The organism is Rhodococcus sp. NPDC054953 (assembly GCF_053609225.1).
This window is the reverse complement of sequence record NZ_JBSGXD010000017.1, coordinates 44,828-65,739: the sequence shown is the minus strand read 5'-3', so window position 1 is coordinate 65,739 and position 20,912 is coordinate 44,828. Positions and strand designations below refer to the sequence as shown.

Annotated in this window: 15 protein-coding genes; 8 read left to right on the top strand and 7 right to left on the bottom strand. The window is 73.2% G+C overall.

Annotated elements, in window-relative coordinates; genetic code table 11:
- Window positions 1–258 precede the first annotated feature (258 nt).
- Window positions 259–885 (top strand): hypothetical protein, encoded by a 627-nt coding sequence (locus tag ACWF62_RS13425; protein WP_452630306.1) that lies wholly within the window; start codon window positions 259–261, stop codon window positions 883–885.
- 9 nt (window positions 886–894) lie between these two features.
- Here ACWF62_RS13425 and ACWF62_RS13420 read toward each other — a convergent pair whose 3' ends face one another.
- From ACWF62_RS13420 to ACWF62_RS13400, 5 genes are all read right to left on the bottom strand, one after another.
- Window positions 895–1,704: an MHYT domain-containing protein gene (locus ACWF62_RS13420; protein WP_378571436.1), complete on the bottom strand. Its 810-nt coding sequence runs from the start codon at window positions 1,702–1,704 to the stop codon at window positions 895–897.
- 177 nt (window positions 1,705–1,881) lie between these two features.
- Window positions 1,882–2,697, bottom strand: coding sequence for an MHYT domain-containing protein (locus ACWF62_RS13415; RefSeq protein WP_452630305.1), 816 nt, complete (start codon window positions 2,695–2,697; stop codon window positions 1,882–1,884).
- Between the two features lie 187 nt (window positions 2,698–2,884).
- Window positions 2,885–4,345 carry a dynamin family protein gene (locus ACWF62_RS13410; RefSeq protein ID WP_378571432.1) on the bottom strand — a complete coding sequence of 487 codons (1,461 nt, stop codon included), beginning with the start codon at window positions 4,343–4,345 and terminating at the stop codon, window positions 2,885–2,887.
- The gene (locus tag ACWF62_RS13405; RefSeq protein WP_452630304.1) at window positions 4,342–6,168 is read right to left on the bottom strand and encodes a dynamin family protein; all 1,827 of its coding nucleotides are present in this window, start codon (window positions 6,166–6,168) and stop codon (window positions 4,342–4,344) included. Before ACWF62_RS13405 ends, ACWF62_RS13410 begins: the two co-directional genes overlap by 4 nt.
- Before the next feature lie 86 nt (window positions 6,169–6,254).
- Window positions 6,255–8,639: an IniB N-terminal domain-containing protein gene (locus ACWF62_RS13400; protein WP_452630303.1), complete on the bottom strand. Its 2,385-nt coding sequence runs from the start codon at window positions 8,637–8,639 to the stop codon at window positions 6,255–6,257.
- Between the two features lie 323 nt (window positions 8,640–8,962).
- Between ACWF62_RS13400 and ACWF62_RS13395 the strand changes: the two genes are divergently transcribed.
- The 3 genes from ACWF62_RS13395 to ACWF62_RS13385 are packed head-to-tail and all read left to right on the top strand — an operon-like array spanning window position 8,963 to window position 13,847.
- The gene (locus ACWF62_RS13395; protein ID WP_452630302.1) at window positions 8,963–10,759 is read left to right on the top strand and encodes an Hsp70 family protein; all 1,797 of its coding nucleotides are present in this window, start codon (window positions 8,963–8,965) and stop codon (window positions 10,757–10,759) included.
- Window positions 10,760–10,770: 11 nt separating this feature from the next.
- Window positions 10,771–13,230, top strand: a complete 2,460-nt coding sequence (locus ACWF62_RS13390) for a LuxR C-terminal-related transcriptional regulator (RefSeq protein WP_378571424.1) — start codon at window positions 10,771–10,773, stop codon at window positions 13,228–13,230.
- A 53-nt stretch (window positions 13,231–13,283) separates the two neighbouring features.
- A complete protein-coding gene (locus ACWF62_RS13385; protein WP_378571422.1) occupies window positions 13,284–13,847 on the top strand; it encodes an NADPH-dependent FMN reductase in 564 nt (187 codons plus the stop codon).
- 1 nt (window position 13,848) lies between these two features.
- Here ACWF62_RS13385 and ACWF62_RS13380 read toward each other — a convergent pair whose 3' ends face one another.
- On the bottom strand, window positions 13,849–14,652 hold the full coding sequence (locus ACWF62_RS13380; protein WP_378571420.1) for a family 1 encapsulin nanocompartment shell protein: 804 nt from the start codon (window positions 14,650–14,652) through the stop codon (window positions 13,849–13,851).
- Complete coding sequence (locus ACWF62_RS13375; protein WP_378571418.1) at window positions 14,649–15,665, bottom strand: Dyp-type peroxidase; 1,017 nt, start codon at window positions 15,663–15,665, stop codon at window positions 14,649–14,651. Before ACWF62_RS13375 ends, ACWF62_RS13380 begins: the two co-directional genes overlap by 4 nt.
- 138 nt (window positions 15,666–15,803) lie before the next feature.
- Here ACWF62_RS13375 and ACWF62_RS13370 point away from each other — a divergent pair, with 138 nt between their 5' ends.
- The 4 genes from ACWF62_RS13370 to ACWF62_RS13355 all read left to right on the top strand — a co-directional run bounded on the left by ACWF62_RS13370 (window position 15,804) and on the right by ACWF62_RS13355 (window position 20,853).
- Window positions 15,804–17,549 (top strand): Hsp70 family protein, encoded by a 1,746-nt coding sequence (locus tag ACWF62_RS13370; RefSeq protein WP_452630300.1) that lies wholly within the window; start codon window positions 15,804–15,806, stop codon window positions 17,547–17,549.
- Window positions 17,550–17,645: 96 nt separating this feature from the next.
- Window positions 17,646–18,989, top strand: a complete 1,344-nt coding sequence (locus ACWF62_RS13365; protein ID WP_452630299.1) for a S1 family peptidase — start codon at window positions 17,646–17,648, stop codon at window positions 18,987–18,989.
- Window positions 18,990–19,186: 197 nt separating this feature from the next.
- Window positions 19,187–20,476, top strand: coding sequence for a S1 family peptidase (locus tag ACWF62_RS13360; protein ID WP_378508957.1), 1,290 nt, complete (start codon window positions 19,187–19,189; stop codon window positions 20,474–20,476).
- A 236-nt stretch (window positions 20,477–20,712) separates the two neighbouring features.
- Window positions 20,713–20,853 carry a hypothetical protein gene (locus ACWF62_RS13355; protein WP_378571410.1) on the top strand — a complete coding sequence of 47 codons (141 nt, stop codon included), beginning with the start codon at window positions 20,713–20,715 and terminating at the stop codon, window positions 20,851–20,853.
- Window positions 20,854–20,912 lie beyond the last annotated feature (59 nt).

The window sequence follows — 20,912 nt, the reverse complement described above, 5'->3', positions numbered from 1 at the left end:
TGATTCCTCCTACGTGTTGCAGCACTCCGGCCACGGATCGGCCGGACTCGATGTGCTGGGGTTTTCCGCTACCTCACCCTAAGTGAGTGGCACGGACTCAAGTTTGCAACGCTCCGATACGAGAGTCAAACCAAACTTGAGTCGACCACACTCAAGGCTGTCGAGATGGTCAACGGGGGCTCGCCGGGATTTGTTCCCCGACTCCCCCGCCCGGGTCGTGGTGATGTCGGTCACGACGGCCGCGGATACGATGCGTCCGTGCACAGCGACGGCTCGGACGGTGTCCCCGCAGACCCGGACCCGGACCCGATCCCCGACGGCCCGTCACCCGCAGCGCGCGCCGCTGCCGCGCCGGGACGGCGGCCGCCACCGCCGCGACCGGATTTCCGCATGCGCCCCCGGCGCCCCGAGTCCGACGCGGGCCCTCCGCGCCCGGCCACCGCGGCACTGTTGGCGTGGGGATCGTCGCTCGCCCTCCTGGCCGGGATCGCTGCCGCCACCGTCCTTGACGCCACCGCCGTCCGCGACGCCATCGAGTCCGCCCTGGCCGCCCAGAACCCGGGCAGCTCGCGGCGGGACGTTGCCGATGTTGTGTCGCTGACCCTGCTCGGCGCCGCGAGCATTGCCGCGCTGCTGGCGGTGGCGACCCTGATCGGGATGCAGTTGCTGCGCGCGCGCCGGCCGACGGGTCGAATCGTGCTCATCGCCGTCGGCACCCTCTCGATCGCCGCCGCCTTCGGGTTCTGGTCCCTGCTCGCCGCGGCGGCGACCTCCGTCGGTGCCGCAGCGCGGTGGGCGCTCGCTCCGTACGCGGTGTGCGTCTTCGCTGGCGTCACATTGCTTTTCGTGCCTGCGGTCAGGACGTGGATGCAAGCGCGACGGTGACACCGGCGGTCACGGGCGCGCGGCAACGCCCGCGGCGGGCACCGGCGCCTCCCAGCCGGCGATCTGCGCTTCCAGGCTGGCATCCCGGCGCGACGGGGTGACCAGCAACTTGACGACGAGCACGGCCAACACCACGATCCCGACGCCGAAGCCGGGGAAGAGCAGCCCGTTGACCGACAGCCCCACCGGGGCGGGGGCGGTCGGGTCGATGTGCACGGTCAGGCCCGCCATGCCGGTGTAGTGCAGCGCCACCACCGCGAGTCCCATCACCAGCGCCGAGGGGATCTGCAGATACCACCGAGTGGCCACCTGCGAGAACCACAGCGCCGCGGTCGCGGCCGTCACGCCGATGGCGATCGACGCCAGCACGTAGCCCGTCTCGTGCTCGATCGAACCGCGGATCCGGATCGCCCACATTCCGGTGTAGTGCATCGCACTGACCGCCAGACCCATCACCAGGCCCGCACCCAGCAGGCGCGGAACCCGCCCCCGCCCGGCACCCGACCCGACGGCCGCCAGCCCGAGGAAGGTCGGCCCGATCGCCAACCCCACCGAGAGCAGGGTCTGCATCAGGCTGTACCGGATCGTCGTTCCCGGCAGGTCGAAACCCATCATCCCGATGAAGTGCATCAGCCAGACCGCGACACCGCCGATCGACAACGCCGCAAAGCCCGTCCAGACGCCACGCGACCTCCGGTCGCTCGCGGACATTGCCTGCTGTACGCAGAGCAACCCGACGAGGGACCCGAGCGCGGATACGGCGTAGGCGAGGAACAGGACCCACACACCAAGGGAGAAGTGATGCATCTCGTGCGACATTCGCGACCTTCCGAATCACCCCCCGGTGACAGTTACCGGAGGGCATCATAGGCAGCAAAACCCAACGAATCTCCCAATTCGGGCGAATTGTGCGCGATTGTCCAACGAAATCCGCTGCTTATCAGGCACTTAACCGGTCAAGCCCGGCGAGATTCTTCCGCAAGCACTCGACGCCAGTCACTTGCCGGCAAACAGATCCGCACGATCGGGTACCGGCTCCTCCCAGCGCGCGATCTCCGCGTCCAGCGCGAGGTCGGTCTTCGACGGCGTCATCAGCACCGCGGCCGCGGCGGCCGCGATGATCAGCATGCCGATACCGAATGCGGGAAACAGCAACGCCGACACCGAGGTTCCGGACGGGAGAGCCGCCGTCGGGTCCACCTGGACCCGCACTCCGGCCATGCCGGTGTAGTGCAGGGACACGACTGCGAGGCCCATCACCAGCGCGGCCGGGATCTGGAACACCCACCGGGTCGCTACCCGGGAGAACCACAGCGCCGCCGTCGCCGCGACCACCCCGATCACGACCGACGCGATCACGTAGCCGCGGTCGTGGTCGATCGATCCGCGGATCCGGATCGCCCACATTCCGGTGTAGTGCATCAGGCTGACGGCCAGCCCCATCACGACTCCCGAAATCAGCAGGCGCACAATGCGCACCGTTCGCGACCCACCGGATCCGGCTACCGCGAGCCCGAATCCGGTCGCTCCGACGGCAAGCAGCACCGACAGCAGCGTCCGGGTCAGGTCGTAGCGGACCGGCGAACCGGGGAGGTCGAAGCCGGTCATCGCGATGAAGTGCATCAGCCAGATCGCCACGCCGCCGATCGACAGTGAGGCGAACCCGATCCAACGCCAGCGCAGCGCGCGACTGCTCGCCGACGCCGCGGCCTGGACGCAGATCAGCCCGACCAGTGAGCCGACCACCGCCACGGCATAGGCGAGAAAAAGAACCCACACTCCCATGGAGAAGTGATGCATCTCGTGCGACATGACGACCTTCCGACGGCGGCATCCACCGACAGCTGCCACCCCCGGCTTCGTCGCCCCCGAACGACGGCGACCGTGGCGACTGTAGCGTCAGACACTACGCAATGCGAACGGTGAACGAGCTCGCGTTTCTGTGACATCCCGGCACGGACACCGGGCCCGAGCAGCGCGAACACCGCGGCGGCGCTGGTCAGGGAAGGTCGGCGAGCACGCCCTCGGCGCTGCGGGCCGCGGCGGCGCAGGCGCGGGCGGTGAACCGGTCGACGAGCGGATGCTCGGCCCTGGCGCGCCAGTAGCGCACGGCCCCGAGGGCAACAGCGCGCTGCTGCGCGATCGGGGCGTCGGGGTCGAGACCGAGCCGGGCGTGTGCCGCGATTCCGCCGCCGCCGATCAGCCGCTGCAGGTGTCCGGCGTCCTCCTCCGACAGCGCCAGCGGCGTGGACCGGAGCCTGCCCAGCAGTCGGATCTCCTGGAATCCGTGCGTGTCCGACAGCGCCCTCGAGACCCCGCCACGGACCCCGGCCGCCGCCGCCCCCGGCTCGGCGGCCAGCACCCGCTCCACCGCGAGCAACGCCGAATGCGCCTTCAGCTGGTCGGCCCGCTGCCCGAACTGGACGTCGATGACCTGCCGCAACTCGTTCAGCCCGCTGCGCTCGACGAGGTCGGCGGCGAGGGTCGGGGAATCCCGGGCGCCCAGCTTGATCAGGGCAACGGCGAGTCGAATCCCGAATAGCCCGAACCGATCCGCCAGTTGGGTTCGCAATTCGGCAGGGACCGGCAGCGGACTGTCGGGACGCGCGAAGCGGTCCGCCGAGAGCATCGCGATCTGAAGGTCGTCGGCCGGGACCGCCGCGAGGGCGCGGAACGCCTCAAACTCGCTCTCGCGCAGGGTGCGGGCCCCCAGTGCGAGCAGTCCGGCGACGGGCACCACGGCCTGACACAACCCGGTGCGTTCGAGTTCGGTCGCGAACCGCGCGGCGACCTCCTTCGCCGACGTCATCGCGTCGATCCGACCCGCCCCGACCTCGTCCGCCCGCGACACGACACCGACGACGCCGAGCGGGCCGGACTCGCCGCCGACGTGCGCCCCGATCTGGCCGAGGAACCGCACGTCGGATGCGCCGAGGGACCGCAGCAGGTACACGACCGCGTCCGCGCCGGAGGTTGACCCCTCCGGGGTCAGCATCCGCAGGGTGCGGGCCGAGACGTCCGTCGACAGCGAGGACGTGCCGGGGGTATCGATGATGGTGGTGTGCGTCAACGCGCGCGCGGGCCACTCCACCTCCAGCCGGTCCACGTCGGTCGCCGTGAGATCGCCGAGGTCGAAGGTGAGGCTGCCGTCGCGGCGCTGCACCGGCACGTTGACGGTGCGGCCCCGCTCATCCCATGCAGTGACGGTCGGCGTCACGCCGCCGCGGTACCAGGTCACCACGCGGGTGCACTCGGTCGCATCCGTCGGCGCGATATCCTGCCCGACAATCGAATTGAGCAGCGTGGACTTGCCGGCCTTCAGCGACCCGGCCAACGCGACCCGCAACGGCTCCTCGAGCCTGCTGGCGCAGTCGTCGAGCTGGGCCCGCGCCGGCCGCCCGCTGACGTCGCGGGCGGCGGCGATCAGGTCCCGCGCGGCGGGCAGCGCCGCGGCACTCACGCGCCGTCCCCAGCGATCGCCTCCCGGGCGCGGGTGAGCACCCGCAACCCGTCCTCGAGTTCCGCGATCCGCCTGGCGCGTTCGGCGCTGGCCAGATTCGCCCCCTCCTGCGCGGATCGCAGCGATTCCGCGAGGGACCGCAGCGTCTGTTCCGCGATGGCCGCGAAGTGGTCCCGCAGCGCCCGCTGGATCAGCCGCAGCCGGTCCTTCGACTCCTTGCCCACCTGGAAACTGACGTCGTCGACGAACCGCCGGATCGCCATCTTGGCCTCGCCGCGGCGCTTGAGGACCCGGCCCTCCCGGTCCTCTCGATATGCCTTGGTACCCAACAGCAGACCCGCCCCGACCGAGATCGGGTTCACCAGCGCCATCCCCATCATCGTGGTGATCAGGCCGAACATCAGCACCCCGCCATACGAGCCCCGCATGCCGACCAGCACCTTCTGGGTGATGCCGATCCGACCCGACTCCAGATCCGCGAGGGAGGCAACCGGTTCGAGGACGCCGTCGAGGTCGGCGACGTCGAGGTGCGGCAGGGCGACGGCACCCGCGTCGGCAAAGTGCCCGGCAACCACCTCCGCCAGCCACACCGACCGGTCGTGCGCCCACACGAAGTTGTCGCCGATCGAGGTGGCGACCTGCTCCTGCAACCACTCACCGAGCTGCGGCCAGTCCTTGCCCGGGTCGCCCTCGTCGACGGTCTCCTCCGCCTCCCTGGTGACGCGGCGCAGCCGGTCCCGCAGATCGTGGTCGATGTCAGCGGCCAGATCGGCGATCCCGTCCGCGAGCGTCTGCTGCCACAGCGACGACTTCTTCTGCAGGTCCTCCGCCGCGGCCTTCGCCCGCTGCAGTTCCGCGACCGCCGCCGCTCCCCTCGCCGGATCCCGCAGCGCGGCAAGCTCACTGCCGAGTCCGAGGCTGAGATGTTCGGCGGCCGACCGGACGTCGAGCGCGACCGCGCGCCGGGTGGCGGCCTCGGTGCGGGTGCGCACCTGTTCGCGCAGGAAGTCGTACAGCGCGGCGAAGCCGGACTCGGTGTGCAGGTCGTCGTCCCGGAGCCGGAGCGCATGACTGCGGAGCAGCGACGACACCGGGATCAGCGGCACCGCCAAGCCCGCCCGCTCCAGATGCCCGCGGTCGGCGTCGACGATCGCCCGCCAGTGCGGGTACAGATCGGTCTTGCTGATCAGGCAGGCGACCGCCGGGCACAGCGCGCGGACCTGCCGCAGGAAGGCCAGTTCCGGCTCGGTGAACTCCTGGCTGGCGTCGGAGAGCACCAGGACCGCGTCCGCCGCGGTGAGGAGCCCGAGAGTGCTTGCCGCGTGAGGGTTTCCGTGACCACCGACGCCGGGTGTGTCGACAAGGACCAGCCCGTCCGCGAGCAGCGGGCTGGGCACGCTGATCTCGACGCGCAGCACCTCGCGGCCCGCGGCGAGCGGCGTCGACGGGGTCAGCGCGGCCAGCTCGTCCAGGGGCACCGGGACCCGCACCGGGTCGAGTCCCGGCTCCGCGAGGACCAGCTCGGCGGAGGGGGCCTGCGCGTTCTGCAGCACCGTCGCCACCGCGGTCGTCTCGTCGTCACCGACCGAACAGACGTTCAGGTTCAGCAGGGCGTTCACCAGCTGACTCTTGCCCTGCTTGAGGGTCCCGACCACCACCACCCGCATCCGCGGATCGACGAGGCGACTACGGGCGCCCGCGAGGCGGGCGGTCAGGTCGGCGCGGTTCGCGGCGCGGGCGATCGCCGCGACCTCGTCGAGCAGTCCGACCAGGTGCGTCGTCGCCTGCGCCGAGGGCACCGTCGTGCCGGATGCGTTGTCCATTGAACCGACTCACACTTCTCTCCGCGAAGACCGGCCCCGCACGCGTGTCACCGTGTGCGGGGCCGATTTCGTTACACCGGCGCGGATCAGGGGTGCAGCGGGTCCGCGTCGGTGACGCCGACCTCCGGCAGTCCGTGGACGGGCGCGAGGTCGTCGCCGAACAGGCTGTCCCCGGCGGAGAACAGCCCGCCGTCACCGGATCCGGCGGCTTCCGCGCCGAAGACGTTCGACGCGTCCACCGACGTCCAGGCGTTCGACGCGCCGACGGCGTCGGCGGCGCCAGCGATCGGATCGGCGCCGACGCCCGCGGCGCCCGACGCGGCACCGGCGAGCTCGGCGGAACCGGACACCGCCCCGGATCCGGACGCATCACCCGCGACGCCGCCATCGGCGACGGCATCCAGCCCCGAGGTGAGGCCCGCGGCCACGTCCAGCCCGCCGCCCGCGTCGACCAGGCCCGAGACGGTCCCCCCGAGCCCGGCGCCCGCATCGGCGACCCCGGACACGGTCCCGGCCAGGCCCGCTCCGAGGCCGGTCCCCGCATTGATCAGTCCGCCCAGCCCGCCGCCGAGGCCCGCGGTCAGCCCCTCACCGAGCCCGGCGACGGTGTCGATCCCACCGGTGACCGCCCCGGTCACCGCGCCGTCGACGCCCGCGCCTGCGCTGCCGCCCGCGTCGACGGCGCCACCGAGCGCGGTGCCGACCGAGCCGGCAAGCCCGGCGCCCGCGTCGACGACACCGCCGACCGCGCCGTCCAGGCCTCCACCGGCCCCGAGCACCGCGTCGAGCGCGCCACCCAGCCCGGCTCCGGCCTCCCCGCCCGCGCCGAGCGCGGCCCCGAGATCCAGCCCGGCACTGCCGCCGACCCCGAGGTCGGTGGTGAGGTCGCCGCCGACACCGAGCAGCCCCGACAGGTCCAGTTCGGTCAGTCCGCCAGCGCCGAGCGCGCCGCCGAGCGTCCCACCGAGGTCCGAGACGAGACCGCCGTCGAGGTCGAGGGCCCCGTCGAGGGCGGTGGTCAACGCGCCACCGAGGTCGAGTCCACCGCCGAGGGCACTGTCCACGACGCCGCCGAGTTCCCCGCCAGCACCGAGTGCGCCGCCGAGGACCCCGCCGAGCGCGGCCCCGAGATCCGCGCCAGCCACGCCCCCCGCGCCGAGGGCGCTGCTCAGTACGCCGCTCAGGCCCGCACCAAGATCGGCGCCCGCGCCCAGGTCTGCGCCCGCGCCCAGGTCGAGGAGTCCCCCCGCACCGAGGACCGCGTCGAGGGCCGTCCCGAGTTCCGCGGTCAACCCGCCGCCGACGCCGAGGGCGCCCCCGAGCGCGCCTGCCAGGTCGCCACTGAGGCCGAGGGTGCCGTCGACGTCCAGGCCGCCGCCCGCGTTCACCAGCGCGCCGAGCACGCCGCCGAGGGCACCCCCGAGATCGGCACCGACATCCCCGCCCGCACCGAGCGCCCCGCCGAGGGCACCGCTCAACGCCGCGGTCAGGTCGCCGCCGATCAGGCCGCCGAGATCGCCCGTCAGGTCGAGCATTCCGTCGATGCCGCCGCCGAGACCGAGCGCGGCGTCCAGGGCGCCGCCGAGGACGGTGGACAACTCGCCCCCGACCCCGAGCGCACCGCCGAGGGCGGCGCCAAGGCCGGCACCGAGGTCGAGCCCACCGGACAGCAGCGACGTCAGGTCTGCTCCGAGGCCGCCGCCCGCATCGACCGCGCCACCGAGGACGCCGCCGAGCGCGGCCCCGAGCTCGGCGCCAAGGTCGCCGCCGACCCCGAACGCCGCACCGAGCACCGTGCCCAGGTCCAGCGCGCCCCCAAGATCGAGGTCGGTGATCGCGCCGAGCGCGCCCCCGAGCGCGCCTTCGAGGCTGGCGGTCAGGTCGGCGCCGACGCCAAGCGCACCGCCGAGGGCGGCGGCCAGCTCGGCACCGAGATCAACGGCGCCGCCGATGCCGAGTCCGGTGGAGAGGTCGAGTCCGGTGGAGACGTCAAGGGCCGCACCCAGGGCAGCACCGAGATCGGCACCGATCTGCCCGCCGACCTGCAGCGCCGCGCCGAGTGCCGCGCTGAGGGCCGCACCGAGATCGGCGCCGACGTCGAGGCTGCCACCGAGGCCGCCGCCCGCGGCAGCGCCGAGGCCGAGCCCGGCGCCGGCACCCAGGCCGAGTCCGCCGCCGAGCCCGCCGCCCAGTCCGGCGCCGAGGCCGCCACCCAGCCCGCCGCCCAGCCCGCCCGCAACGCCGCCCGCCACGTCGCCGCCCGCGCCGAGGATGCTGGTCAGCTCGGTCCCCGCCCCCGCGAACAGCCCCGATTCGGCGACGAGCGGTGCGACGGCGGCGATGTCGGCCTGGCACACGTCACCGAGCCCGGCGGCGGCCAGCACCGCGTCGGGGTTCCGGCAGTACGCGGCCCGCGCCTCGTCGTCGCGCAGCAGGCTGAGGATGAAATCGAGCAGCGCGTTGGTGGCCATGTCGGACTCCTGACGGGTCGTGTGGAGCGGCAGTGCATCCACCTGGGAAGTGACCCTCTCGACGCTAGGCAGCGGGACGCGTCCACCCAACGGGGTCGAGTCCCCCCGCGCGGCGGCCGCATGGGGGGTGGGGCGGATAGGGGATTGCACCGGTATCGGGGAAAGGCCCCTCAACTGCGGATATGGTCGTGCACCCGGTAACGAAACCCGGTTGTCTGACGACACTGCAAGCATCGGCGACCCCCGTGCGCCGCCCCCTGGGACCCCCGAATCGGTCCCGACGGGGCCGCGGGGCACCGGCACCTACGACACGGGAGAAGACCATGGCGACAGGACTCGGACTGACCGTCGGTTCGGCGAATGCGGTGGCCGTCACCGACGATCGCGGGCAGGGCGAGCGCGGCGCCGCGCTGGTCGCACCGACCGCGCTGCTGCTCTCCGGCGACGGCCCGGCCCTCCTCCCGCCGACCGGGTGCCGCGACGGCGGGGTGATCGTCGGGTACGCGGACCGCGTCGGTGATCCGGTCGCACTGATCGCCGAGGACGGCGCCGCGCACGCGGGCGAGGACCTGGTCGCCGCCACGATGCGGTGCCTTGCCGACGAACTTCCGACGGCGGACGCGGTCGTTGCCGCGCATCCGGCGGTGTGGTCGGGACACCAGGCGAACTCCCTCGCCGCGGCCCTGGACCGCGTGGGCCTGCCCGGTGCGGATCTTGTCCCGGAGCCGCTCGCGGCGGCCGCGTGGCTGCACCGCACCCGCCCCGGATCCGCCGAGGCGCCGGTGATCGTCTACGACCTCGGCGCGGGCTCGCTCGACGTCACCGTCGTCGATGCCGGTGAGCAGCCGGGCATCCTCGGTACCCCGCTGCGGTCCGAGGACTACTCGGGATCCGAATTCGACCACACGACACTGAGTTACGTGCTGGACGGGCTGACGGGCAGCATCGACGGCATTGACCCGTTTGCCGGTGAGTCGGTCGCCGCACTCTCCGAACTGCGGTCCCGGTGCCGGCTCGCGAAGGAGGCGCTGTCGGCGGACACCGTCACCGTCATCACCGTGGATCTGCCCGGTGCGCGGCGGGACGTGCGGCTGGTGCGGGAGGAACTCGAGGACCTGATCCGCGGGCCGATCACCGATTCGGTTGCCCTCGTGCAGGAGGCGGTCCGGGGCGCGGGACTCGAACCGTCCGACATCGGCACCGTGCTGCTCACCGGCGGCAGCTCCGCGATCCCCCTGGTCACCGAGATCCTCTCGGCCGCACTGCGTCTGCCGGTGGTGGCGGACACCGACCCGGGTTTCACCGCCGCCGCCGGGGCGGCGATGCTCGCGGCCGAGCGGGCGGCGGCAACGCCGGCGGCCACCGACACCGCCGTGTTCGCGGTGCTCGATGCGGCGCTGCACGACACCCCGGCCCCGCCCGCGGCGCAGGCGACGCGGTCCCACCCGCGCAGCGGCAGCGGGCTGAGCACCCCGAAGAAGGCGGCGCTGGTCTCCGCGGCCGCGGCCGCGCTGATTGCGCTCACCGCGGCCGGGTTATCCCTTGGCACAGTCGGATTCTCCTCGACGGCGGACCCTCAGACCGCGGGGAGCACCCCCGCGACGCGCACCACCACCGGGTCCGACGCCGCCGCGCCGTCCGGAACCGGGCAGGCAGCCGCCACCGGGTCGGGTCCCGCGCACCCGACCCGCTCGGTCACCGGCCAGGCCGAGCCGGGCGCGGGATCGACGGGATCCGTGCAGGCCGTGACGGTGGCAGGCACACCCGCCGCCACCCCTCGGGCCGCCGATCCGGGTGGGCGGGCGCCCGCACCCGCGGCACCGCCCGCGGCCAACAGTCCGGCCCCCGCACCCGCGCCCGCGCCCGCACCGGCACCTGCACCCGCACCCGCTCCGGCGCCGCGGCCCGGGCCCGGCGCCGGTGAGGTCGCGACCGGGGTCGGCACCGGGGTCGGCGAGGTGGCGAACGGCGTCGGTCAGGGCGTCGGTGGGGCCGTGACCGGGGTCGGCGAGGGGGTGGGCGGCGTCGTCGACGGGGTCGTCGGCGGGGTGGACGGGGTGGTCGGGGGCGTGGTCGGCGGGGTCGGCGGGGTCGTCGGCGGCCTGCTCGGGAACCAGTGAGGGAGCAGCGCATGCCGGACCAGTTGGTGCGTCCCGCGCCCACCGTCGCGACCCCCGCCGTGCGGGGCCTGCTCGAGGCGGTCCGGACCGGTCACCCGCATCTGCTGGTGCGCGGCGTGTCCGGCACCGGGAAGTCGGCCCTGCTCGCGCTGGTCCGGGACCGAGTTCCCGGTCCGGTGGTGACCGCGGTGACCGACGACCCCGCGCCCGGCGGCGCGGTGGTCGTCGACGACGCCCACCTGCTGTCCGCGTCGGGCCTTGCCGCGCTGACCGGGTTGGCGTCCCGGCCGGATGTGACCGTGGTCGTCGCGACCGAACCGCGCCCGGGCCATCCCGGGCTGCGGACCCTCGCGGCGGCACTGGACGGCACCGTCCCGCTCGGCGCCCTGACCACCCGCGAGATCGCAATGCGGGCCGAAACCGTTCTCGGCGCGACCCTTCCGACACAACTCATCGGGGTGATCCACCGCCTGTCCGGCGGGCTGCCGCGCTGCGTGGACGCCGCACTCATGGCGCTCACCGGCGGCCCCTCCCCGCTGCCCGCGGAACGGGCGATCGCCGCCGCGGTCGCCACCTGCCACGCCGAGGTGATCGCATCCCTGGACCCGGACCTGCTGTGCGCGTTGGCCGTTGCCACCACCGGCAGCGGCCTCGACGGGTCCGAGCTGGCGCGGGTGCTCGGCCTGACCGTCGACGGCAGCCGGGACCTGGTGGAGCGGGCGCGGGGCTGCGGGCTGCTGCAGCAGGCCGACACCGTGCTGGTGTCGGCGGTCGAGCCGCTGCGGGCCGCGCTCGGCGCGCAGCGGATGGCCGGGCTACACCTGGACGCGTTCCGCGCGAAGCACGCCCTCGGCACCCTCGACGTGCCCGCGGCGCGGGCCTTCGCCGCGGCGGGCGTCACCGATCCGGATCTCGCCGATTACCTCTGCGGGCAAGCCGATCTCGCGCACCCCCGGTTGGCCACCGCCCTGTACCAGGAGGCGGTGTGGGCGGGCGCCGACCCGGAGCCGCTGATCCTGCGCCGCGCCGAGGCCGCGGGCCTGGCCGGTGACCTCGAGACCGCGGCGCGGCTCACCGACGGACTGTTGGAGCGGTCCGGGACCGCATCGGCCGCCGACCTGGCCGCCGCGGTGCGGATCGCGGCGGGCGTCGCCGCCCTCCAGGGGATGCTGGTGCGCAGCGCCGACCTGTACGAGTGGCTCGGAACGGACCGGATGGGCACCGACGGTCCGCTCGCCGAGCTCGTGCTGCTCGCGGCGGGACGCCCCGAGTCCGCTGCCGCGGCGGCCCGCGCCGCCACCGGTGCCCCACCCACCTCGGTCACCGCATCGGAAACCCTCCTCGCCCAAGGCCTGAGACTGTCCATCGAGGGCTCCCCACCGATCGCGCTGAACGCACTCACACGCGGCGTTGCCCTGTCCGCCGCCGCCCGCACCCGGCTGCTGCCGGACAGTGGGGCCGCGCTGACGGCGCTCGCCGCGATGCACTGCGGCGAGCTGGGACGCGCCACGGCCGTGCTGACGCGCGCGATGGAGGGCGACGAGGAGGGCGCCGTGCACGGCGACCGACACCGGCTGCTGACCGCGTGGGTGGCGATGCTGCACGGCGACCTGGACGCCGCGGACCGCACCGTCGACGCCCTGCCCGCGGCCGGACTCCGCCCGCGGGACGCGCTGTTCGCGGCGGCCCTGCGGGTCGGCATCGCGCGGCGCAGGGGCGACATCGGCACCCTGCGCCGGTCCTGGGACGATGCCGAGACCGCGGTCGCGGAACACTCGGTGGACCTGCTGAGCCTGCTGCCGCTCGGCGAACTGTGGCTCGGCGCGGCCCGACTCGACGAGATCGGGCGGATCGCACACCTGGTGGACCAGGCCAGGGACCTGCTGACCCGGCTCGGGGAACCCGTGCTCTGGGGCGCCCCGCTGCACTGGTACGGGGTGCAGGCGGCGATCCTCACCGAGTCCCCCGCCGACCTGGTGCCGCACGCGAACGCGCTCGGGATCGCCGCCGAGTCCAGCGCCTACGCGGCCGGACTCGCGCGGGCCGGTCGCGCCTGGCTCCGCGTCCTGCAGGGCGACACCGCCGCCGAAGAGGTGACGGCGGCGGCGATCGGGCTCGGCGCGATCGGCCTGCCCTGGGACGGTGCCCGGCTCGCCAGCGAGGCGGCGCTGCGGGTCACCGACACCGCGACCGCGACCGCACTGCTGCAGGTGGCGCGCGGGCTGCGTCCGGTGCAGTCAGCGTCGGGAACCCCGGCGGCGGCACGGGAGATCGGTGCCGCGCTCACCGAACGCGAATCCGATGTCGCCCGCCTGCTGGTGACCGGGTTGACCTACCGGGACATCGGTGCGCGACTGTTCATCTCGGCGAAGACAGTCGAGCATCACGTCGCCCGGATCCGCAGGCGTCTCGGCGCGCAGTCCCGGGCCGAGATGCTGTCCATGCTGCGGGCGATGGGGCACGGCGCGTAGGCTCGGGCACCATACCCGCGGCTGCTCCGACGCGATCGGCGAGAGGTGACCCGATGTCGTATCAGGTTGGCGTGTTCATCGGCAGTTTGTCCACGGTCTCGATCAACCGCAGGCTCGCGAAGGCGTTGCAGCGCCTCAGCGCGGGCACCTCCCTCACGCTCGAGGAGATCCCGATCGGGAACCTGCCGCTGTACAACCACGACTACGACGCCGACTACCCGGCGGAGGGCCTGGCACTCAAGGAGGCCATCGCCGCCGTCGACGCGTTGATCTTCGTGACCCCCGAGTTCAACCGCTCGGTTCCCGGCGCGTTGAAGAACGCGATCGACTGGGGGTCGCGCCCGTGGGGCCAGAACTCCTTCGCGTACAAGCCGTCCGCGGTGATCGGCGCCTCGCCCGGCAAGATCGGGACCGCCGTCGCGCAGCAGCATCTGCGCAGCATCCTGTCCTTCGTGAACTCGCCCGAGCTCGCGCAGCCCGAGGCGTACATCCAGTTCACCGAGGGCCTGATCACCGCCGACGGCGAGATCACCGACCAGGGCACCGCCGCGTTCGTCGCCGACTGGCTGCAGAAGTTCGAGGTGTTCGTCGGCAAGGTGACGACCGCCAATCGTTGACTCAGCGGGCAAGGACGACGGCCGCCTCCGCGGTCAGCGACGAGAACGTCAGCGACTCTTCGAGATACAGCGTTACCTCGGTCGCGGTGTGACTGTCGTAGCCGATCGATAGGTCAACCCCGAGGGTCAGCTGGTTGTCGCCGCCGCGGGTGGACAGCACATAGCCGCCGCGGACCGCGGGCGCCCAGACGATCTCGTCGACGAGGTCCTTGAGATGGTGGAAAACCGGGTGCCCCTCGTCCCGGGTTTCGCTGACGGCCGTGTACGACTCGGCGTCGAGGACCACCGCGTACGGGCCCTCCACCCCGGCCAGCCGCAGCGCCGACAGCGCCGACACCACCGCATCGGGCACCGCAAGCGGATCCGACGGCAGTTGCAGCACCGGGTTGGACGACGACGGGCCGAGCCCACGGATCCCGGCCGCCTGGTAGCCAGCGAACACGGCCCGGTCCTCCGCGAACGCGATCGCCTTCGCCGCATCCTTGACCGGTTGCCAGTCCGAGTCCAGCGAGCCGCGCTCGACGTCGTCGATCTCGGCGCGGCTCAACGTGAACGGGTACCGCAACTCCACCAGCGGATGCACCTCGCGTAATTGCGCGCGGATCCGGTTGTCCGACACGTCGATCGAGGTGACCCGGCCGGTGTTGTGCGCCGAGTACGCATAGCCTTCCGGCCCGGCGACATCGACCACGCGCCTGCCCGCGACGTGCCGCTTGAAGGTCCGGGCCGCCTCCTCCCCGATCTGCTGCCACGCGGCCTCGGTCACCGGGGCGAGCTGACGGTGCAGGTTGTTCGATTCGGTCATCCGGACACTCCTTTGAGATCGCCGATGTCGAGGGACAGTGCGTAGCGGGACGGGGCCTCGGCCGGGGCGGCGCCGCAGGCGGACGGGTCGGCGAGGGCGTCGAGGGTGCCCACGCTGGGGACGAAGAACAGGGACCCGGTCACCGCGGTGGAGAAGTCGAGGATCCGGTCGTGGTTGCCCGGCGGGTCGCCGAGGAACATCCGCCGCAGCATCTCCTCGGTCACCGCGGGGGTGCGCGCGTACCCGATGAAGTAGGTGCCGAACTCGCCGCGGTCGAGGCTGCCGAACGGCATGTTCGCGCGGAGGATCTCCCGCTCGGTGCCGTCCGCGTCGACGAGGGTGTTCAGGGCCACGTGCGAGTTCGACGGCAGCTCATCGAGTTCGACGTTGTCGAGTTTGGTCCGGCCGATCACCCGTTCCTGCTCGTCGGCGGGCAGCGCGGTCCACGCGTCGAGGTCGTGCAGGTACTTCTGCACGATCACGTAACTGCCGCCCGCAAATTCGGCGTCCTCGTCCCCGATCAGGGTGGCGGTCGCGGCGTCCGGTCCGGTGGGGTTCTCGGTGCCGTCGACAAACCCGAGCAGGTCGCGCGCGTCGAAGTAGCGGAAGCCGCTGACCGAGTCGACGACGGTGGCGGATCCGCCCAGCGCGGATCGGATCAGCCTGCCCAGTTCGAAGCAGAGGTCGGCCCGCGACCCCTGAATGTGGAACAGCAGATCCCCCGGCGTGGCAGGCGCCCGGTGCCGCGGCCCGGTCACCGGCTCGAACGGGTGCAGGCCCGCCGGGCGGGACGGGTGGCCGAGCCGGTCCCAGAACTCGGAGCCGACACCGACGACGCAGTGCAGCGAGCCCCGCTGCTCCCGGAATCCGACGGCCCGCACCAGCGACCCGATGTCGGCGGCCACCCCCGCCGCGGTGTCGGCATCGGCCCGGCCCGGCCCGACGGTCACCACCAGGAACAGTGCCGCCGCGTCGAGCGGCCGCTGCAGGGGCTGGGGAACCGCTCGACTCATCGACGCTCCAAGCTCGTTGGCCGTCCCCGCGCGGGGCGGTCGACTTGAGCGTAGGGCGATCCGTCGGTGCCCGCTGCCCGAGCCGAGTGGCGGCCGATACTGTGACCCGTCGGCTCACCGAGGAGATGGGGCAGGGAAATGACGGTCGGACACGGCATCGGGCTCGGTGTCGGCAGTACCGAGGCGGTCGCGGTCGTACAGGCCTCGGATGCGCCGCTGGCCGACCCGCCGGTGCTGGTGGAGCCCGCGACCCTGCGGGTGTCCCCGACCGCCGCGACCCTCGGCGCACCCGCAGACGAGCCGGGGGTGCTGAGCGGTTTCGTCGCCCGCGTCGGCGACGCCGAGGCGGTCGCCGGCGCCGACGGCACCGGGTACCTCGCCGAGGACCTGGTCGCCACCGCGACGGCAAGCCTGCTGGCGACCGCCGTCCGGCACTTCCCCGGGCTGCCCGCGGACCCGACCGTCGTCGCGACCCACCCGGCGCGGTGGAGCGAGACCCTGGTTGCCGCGCAGCGCGCCGCGTTCGACCGGACCGGGCTGTCCGCGGTGATGCTGGTCCCGGACGCCGCGGCGGCGGTCCGGTGGTACCAGGCCGACCGGAACCCGGCCGACGGCGCGGTCGTCGCGGTGTGCGACTTCGCCGCGGCCGGGGTGACGGTGTCGCTGGTGCGGACCGGTGCCACCCCGCTGCTGCTCCCGCCGTCGACGTTCGCCGCCCGGTTCGGTGGCGACGGCATCGACCGCATGATCGCCGAGCATGTGCTCGGCGCCGCCGACGCGTACCTCGGCCCGATCGACCCCGCCGACCCGGCCACCCGCGCCGACCTGGACCGGGTTCGGGCGCGCTGCCGCACCGCGAAGGAGCAGCTGTCGACGGCGACCGAGGTCGTGGTGCCGGTGCCGGTCGGCGGCGGCGCGTCGGTCACCCTCACCCGCGCCGACCTGGACGAGATCCTGCGGGGGCCGCTCGAGGGGGCGCTGTCGCTGGTGCCGGAGACCGCGCGGGCGCACGACCTCGACCCCGCCGCGGTGTCCGCGGTCCTGCTGACCGGCGGGGGCGCCGCGATCCCGCTGCTGTCGGCGCTGGCGGAGGCGCTGCCCGCGCCTGCGGTGACCGCACCCCATCCGGGTCGGACGGCCACGCACGGTGCGGCGATCCTCGCGGCGGGCGGCGCGGGGGTGCCCGCGATCGCCGGCGCCGCCGGCGTCGGTGCCGCTGCGGGTGCGATCGCCGCCGGTGACTCCGAGGCGGACACCGATTCACTGCCCGCCGTGCCGCCGCCCGCGACGCCGACCGCGTTCACCGAGGCCGGGCCCGGGCGGACCGTGCAGCCCGCCGCGCAGGCGGCACCGGTGACGGCGGTGACCGCCCCGGCCGGGGAGCCGCGGAACCGGGCGGCGATGGTCGCCGGTGGTGTCGGCGCTGCCCTCGTCATTGCGGCACTCGTCGGCGCGGTGGCGCTGTCCGGGTCCGACGGCACGGCGGGCACCCCGCATCCGCATCTCGAACCGCAGCCGACGACGGTGGCGTCCGCCGCACCGACGACCACCCCGCGGCGGACGTCGACGGTCCCGGTGTCGACCGCCGAGGTCGCGGTCGCCCCGGCGGCGCCGACGACCTGGGAGCCGCTGCCCACCGCGGCACCGGCGCCGACCACCGCAACCGCCCGGCCGTCGATACCGACCAGGACGACGCAGGCGCGCCCGACGACGACCACCGCAACCACCACGACCACGGTGCCGCCGACGACCACCACAACCACCACCGTCGCCCCGACCACCACCACGACGACCACCACCACCATGACCACGACGGCACCCGCGCCGGAACCGGAACCGGAACCGGAGCCCGAACCCGACGACAAGGGCCCCGTCGCATCCTGACCGAAACCCCGCCACCTGCACCGACGGACACCGTCCCCCGGTTTCCCCTATGGTGGGGCGCTGTCCCCCGTCTCGATCGCCTCCAGAAGGGTTTTCATGCGTCTGCCGCTGGCGCTGCGCGCCGCCATCCTGGCCTCTGCCTCACTTCTCACGGCCGGCGCACTCGCCCAGGCCGCACCGGGTGAACGCCTGGTCAGCGAGGAGCACGTCCAGCAGCTGCCCGCCGAACTCGTCGAGGCCATCGCGCGGGACCTGAAATTGACGCCGCAGCAGTACCTGCAGCGCGCGGAGCTGGCGCAGCGGCTCAGCAGCTACTCCGACGAGCTGCGGGCCTCCGCCCCGGACACCTTCGCCGGGTCCTGGATCGCGACCGACGGCCGTCCCATCGTCGCCGTCACCTCCACCGAGGCCGCTCAGCAGGTCGCCAGCGACGGGTACGGCACCCACATTGCCGCGGTGTCCGAGCGGCAGCTGGAGGGCGCGCGGGCGCAGCTGAACGAGTGGATCACCGCGCTGCCGAAGGACATCTCCTCGCAGATCAACTCCACCTCGGTGGACGTGCTGAACAATCAGGTCGTCATCGACGTGGTGAACAGCCCGATCGGCCAGGCACTGAACCTGCCGACCCTGCTCGCTGGCCTGCAGGTGGTCCTGTCCCCCGACCGCGGCGGCCCGGTCGATCCGCGGCCGCAGGGCGGCGACACCTACGTGACGACCGCGCAGCCGATGTCCGCGGCGACGACGCCGGAGCAGATCGGTGTCTGTTCCTTCGGGTTCAACGCGGTCGGCGGCGACGGCACCCCGTACAACCTCAGCGCCGGGCACTGCGACCCCGTGCAGGAGCAGCCGGGCGCCACCGCGGGCTCGCCGGTGTACCTGCCGAACCCGGTCGACGTCACCCGCAGCACGCAGGTCGGCAGCTTCGCGCACTCCGAGATGGGCATCGACTCCGGCGGCCTCGACTACTCGGTGATCAAGCTGAACCGGGCGGGCGTCGACGCGGGCCTCGACCAGCCGACGGTCCGCGGCGCGAACGGCACCACCGTCACCGTGACGGGCACCGCCCGCCCGGTGGTCGGCGCACCGATCTGCAAGTCGGGGCAGTCGTCGACGTTCACCTGCGGGATCGTGCTCGCCGAGTCCGTCGACGTGCCGCTGGAGATGATGGACGGGTCCTCCCGCCTGGTCCGCGGCTTCGCGGGGTCGACCTGCACCCTCAGCGGCGACAGCGGCGGCGCGATCCTGACCGGCACCCGCGCGCTCGGCATCACGTCCGGCTCCAACGCGAGCGGCGCCCCGAACTGCACCGAGGCGAACCTCGTCCTCGCCCTCGACGGCGGCACCGCGAGCATCGGCATCCCGATCGAGAAGGTCGTCGACCGCGCCGGTGCCGCCCTCGGCGCCGACCTGCGGGTGCGGTCGGTGCCCGCACCCGCCTGACCCGCCGTCGCACCAGCACCGGCGGTGCCGATCCCGACATCCGTCGCGAAATGGATGAGACGGTGCGGCAACGCCACCCGAGGCCATATAGTCAGGGGCATTCGACGCGACCACCCACGGTGCTCGAGTCGTGTTCGCATGTCCGACTGCACTGTGCAGGTTCCGAACACTGCACGTCACCGACCCGGAAGGTCCCCATGCGCAGCATCCGCGCGCGCCGTGCCGCGATGATCGGCTCGGCCGCCCTGCTCCTGCTCGCTCCCGCCGCCCTCGCGCACGCCGAACCGGCCGCGCAGGCGCCGACCACCACCCTCCCCGAGGACCTGGTCGCGGCGGTGCAGCGGGACCTCGGGCTCACCCCCGAGCAGTACCTGGAGAAGGCGGAGGCCGGGCAGAAGCTGGTCGCGTTCGCGAACGATCTGCGCGCGAAGTTCCCGGACACCTTCGCCGGTGCCTGGCTCGACCAGGCGGGTGTTCCGCTGATCGGGCTCGCCTCCGGGCAGGACGCCGACGCGGCGCGCAAGGCCGTCGAGGACGCCGGGTACACGGTCAAGGACCTGCCGCACAGCGAGCGCGCCCTGCACGACCAGCTGACCAAGGCGCAGGACTGGATCGCGAAGCTGCCGAAGCCGCTCGCCGACCTCGTCGGTGGCGCCGCGGTCGACGTGGTGAACAACAACCTGGTGCTGCGGGTCGCGGACACCGTCGACCTCGGCGGCCTGCAGCTGCCCGACTTCCTGCAGGGCGCCGTGCTCGCACTGCAGCCCGCGCTCGGGTCCGTGGCCCCGCAGGCCGTGGACAACGGCGGCGCCCCCGCCGACGCGCTGTTCGGCGGCGACTCGTACGCGGCGGAGAACGCGGCAGGCGCCTTCCGCTGCTCGCTCGGGTTCAACGGCACCGACGGCTCCGGCCGCACCGTGAACATCTCCGCCGGGCACTGCGACCCCAACCGCGGCGCCCCCGGCACCCAGGTGTTCCAGATGCCGACCGACGGCACCTTCGGCCCGCACATCGGCACCTTCGCCCGCACCCACCTCGACGGCCTCGACTACTCGATCATCCGCATCGACGACGCCGCCAAGCACCGCTTCCAGAACAACCTGGTCCGGGTCCCCGGCCGGTCGCCGCTGCGCATCACCGGCACCGCCGACCCGGTCGTCGGCGCGCCGGTGTGCAAGTCCGGTCTCACCACCGGCTTCACGTGCGGCACCATCAACGCCGTCAACCAGACCGTCGGCGTCGGCCAGCGCACCCTGCGCGGCGGCTTCTCCGCGAACATCTGTGCCCTGCAGGGCGACAGCGGCGGCACCATCGTCACCGGCGACCGCGCCCTCGGCATCTCCAGCGCGTCGAACGTCGCGGACCTGAAGTTCTGCGAACTCGCCGCCGTCGTCACCACCGTCCTCGGCGACAGCACGCAGCTGTTCGCGACCCCGATCAACGCGATCCTCGCCGACAACCCCGGCCTCAAGGTCCGCACCAGCTAACTGATCTGCGCTTCGCGCCTGTGCGTGAGTTTTACCCCGATTGGGGTAAAACTCACGCACAGTTGCTTTTCGGGCCGGGGTAGCGGCACCGGCCCGGGAGCGGGCACGGTAGGATGCCCGAAGTTGTTGCTGGCGAATCTGTTTCGCACCGACAACGAATTGGACGAACTGACTGGGGGGATCCAGTCGGGAAGCCGCCGGCCCATGGTCGGCCCACACGACACGAAGGAAGTGCCATGCTCGCAGACATCGCCGACGCCACCACCCCCGACGCCGGAACCGGATCCGACGCCGGAGCCGTGCTCGGTCTCGTGATGAAGTCGGTCGGCTACATCTTCTCGATCGCGACGAACGCCGGACCCGCCGGACTCTCCTGATCCACCCCGTCGGGGGAGGGGGGGGACGGGACGTCCGGGCGTGGAGGGGGTTCCGGCAA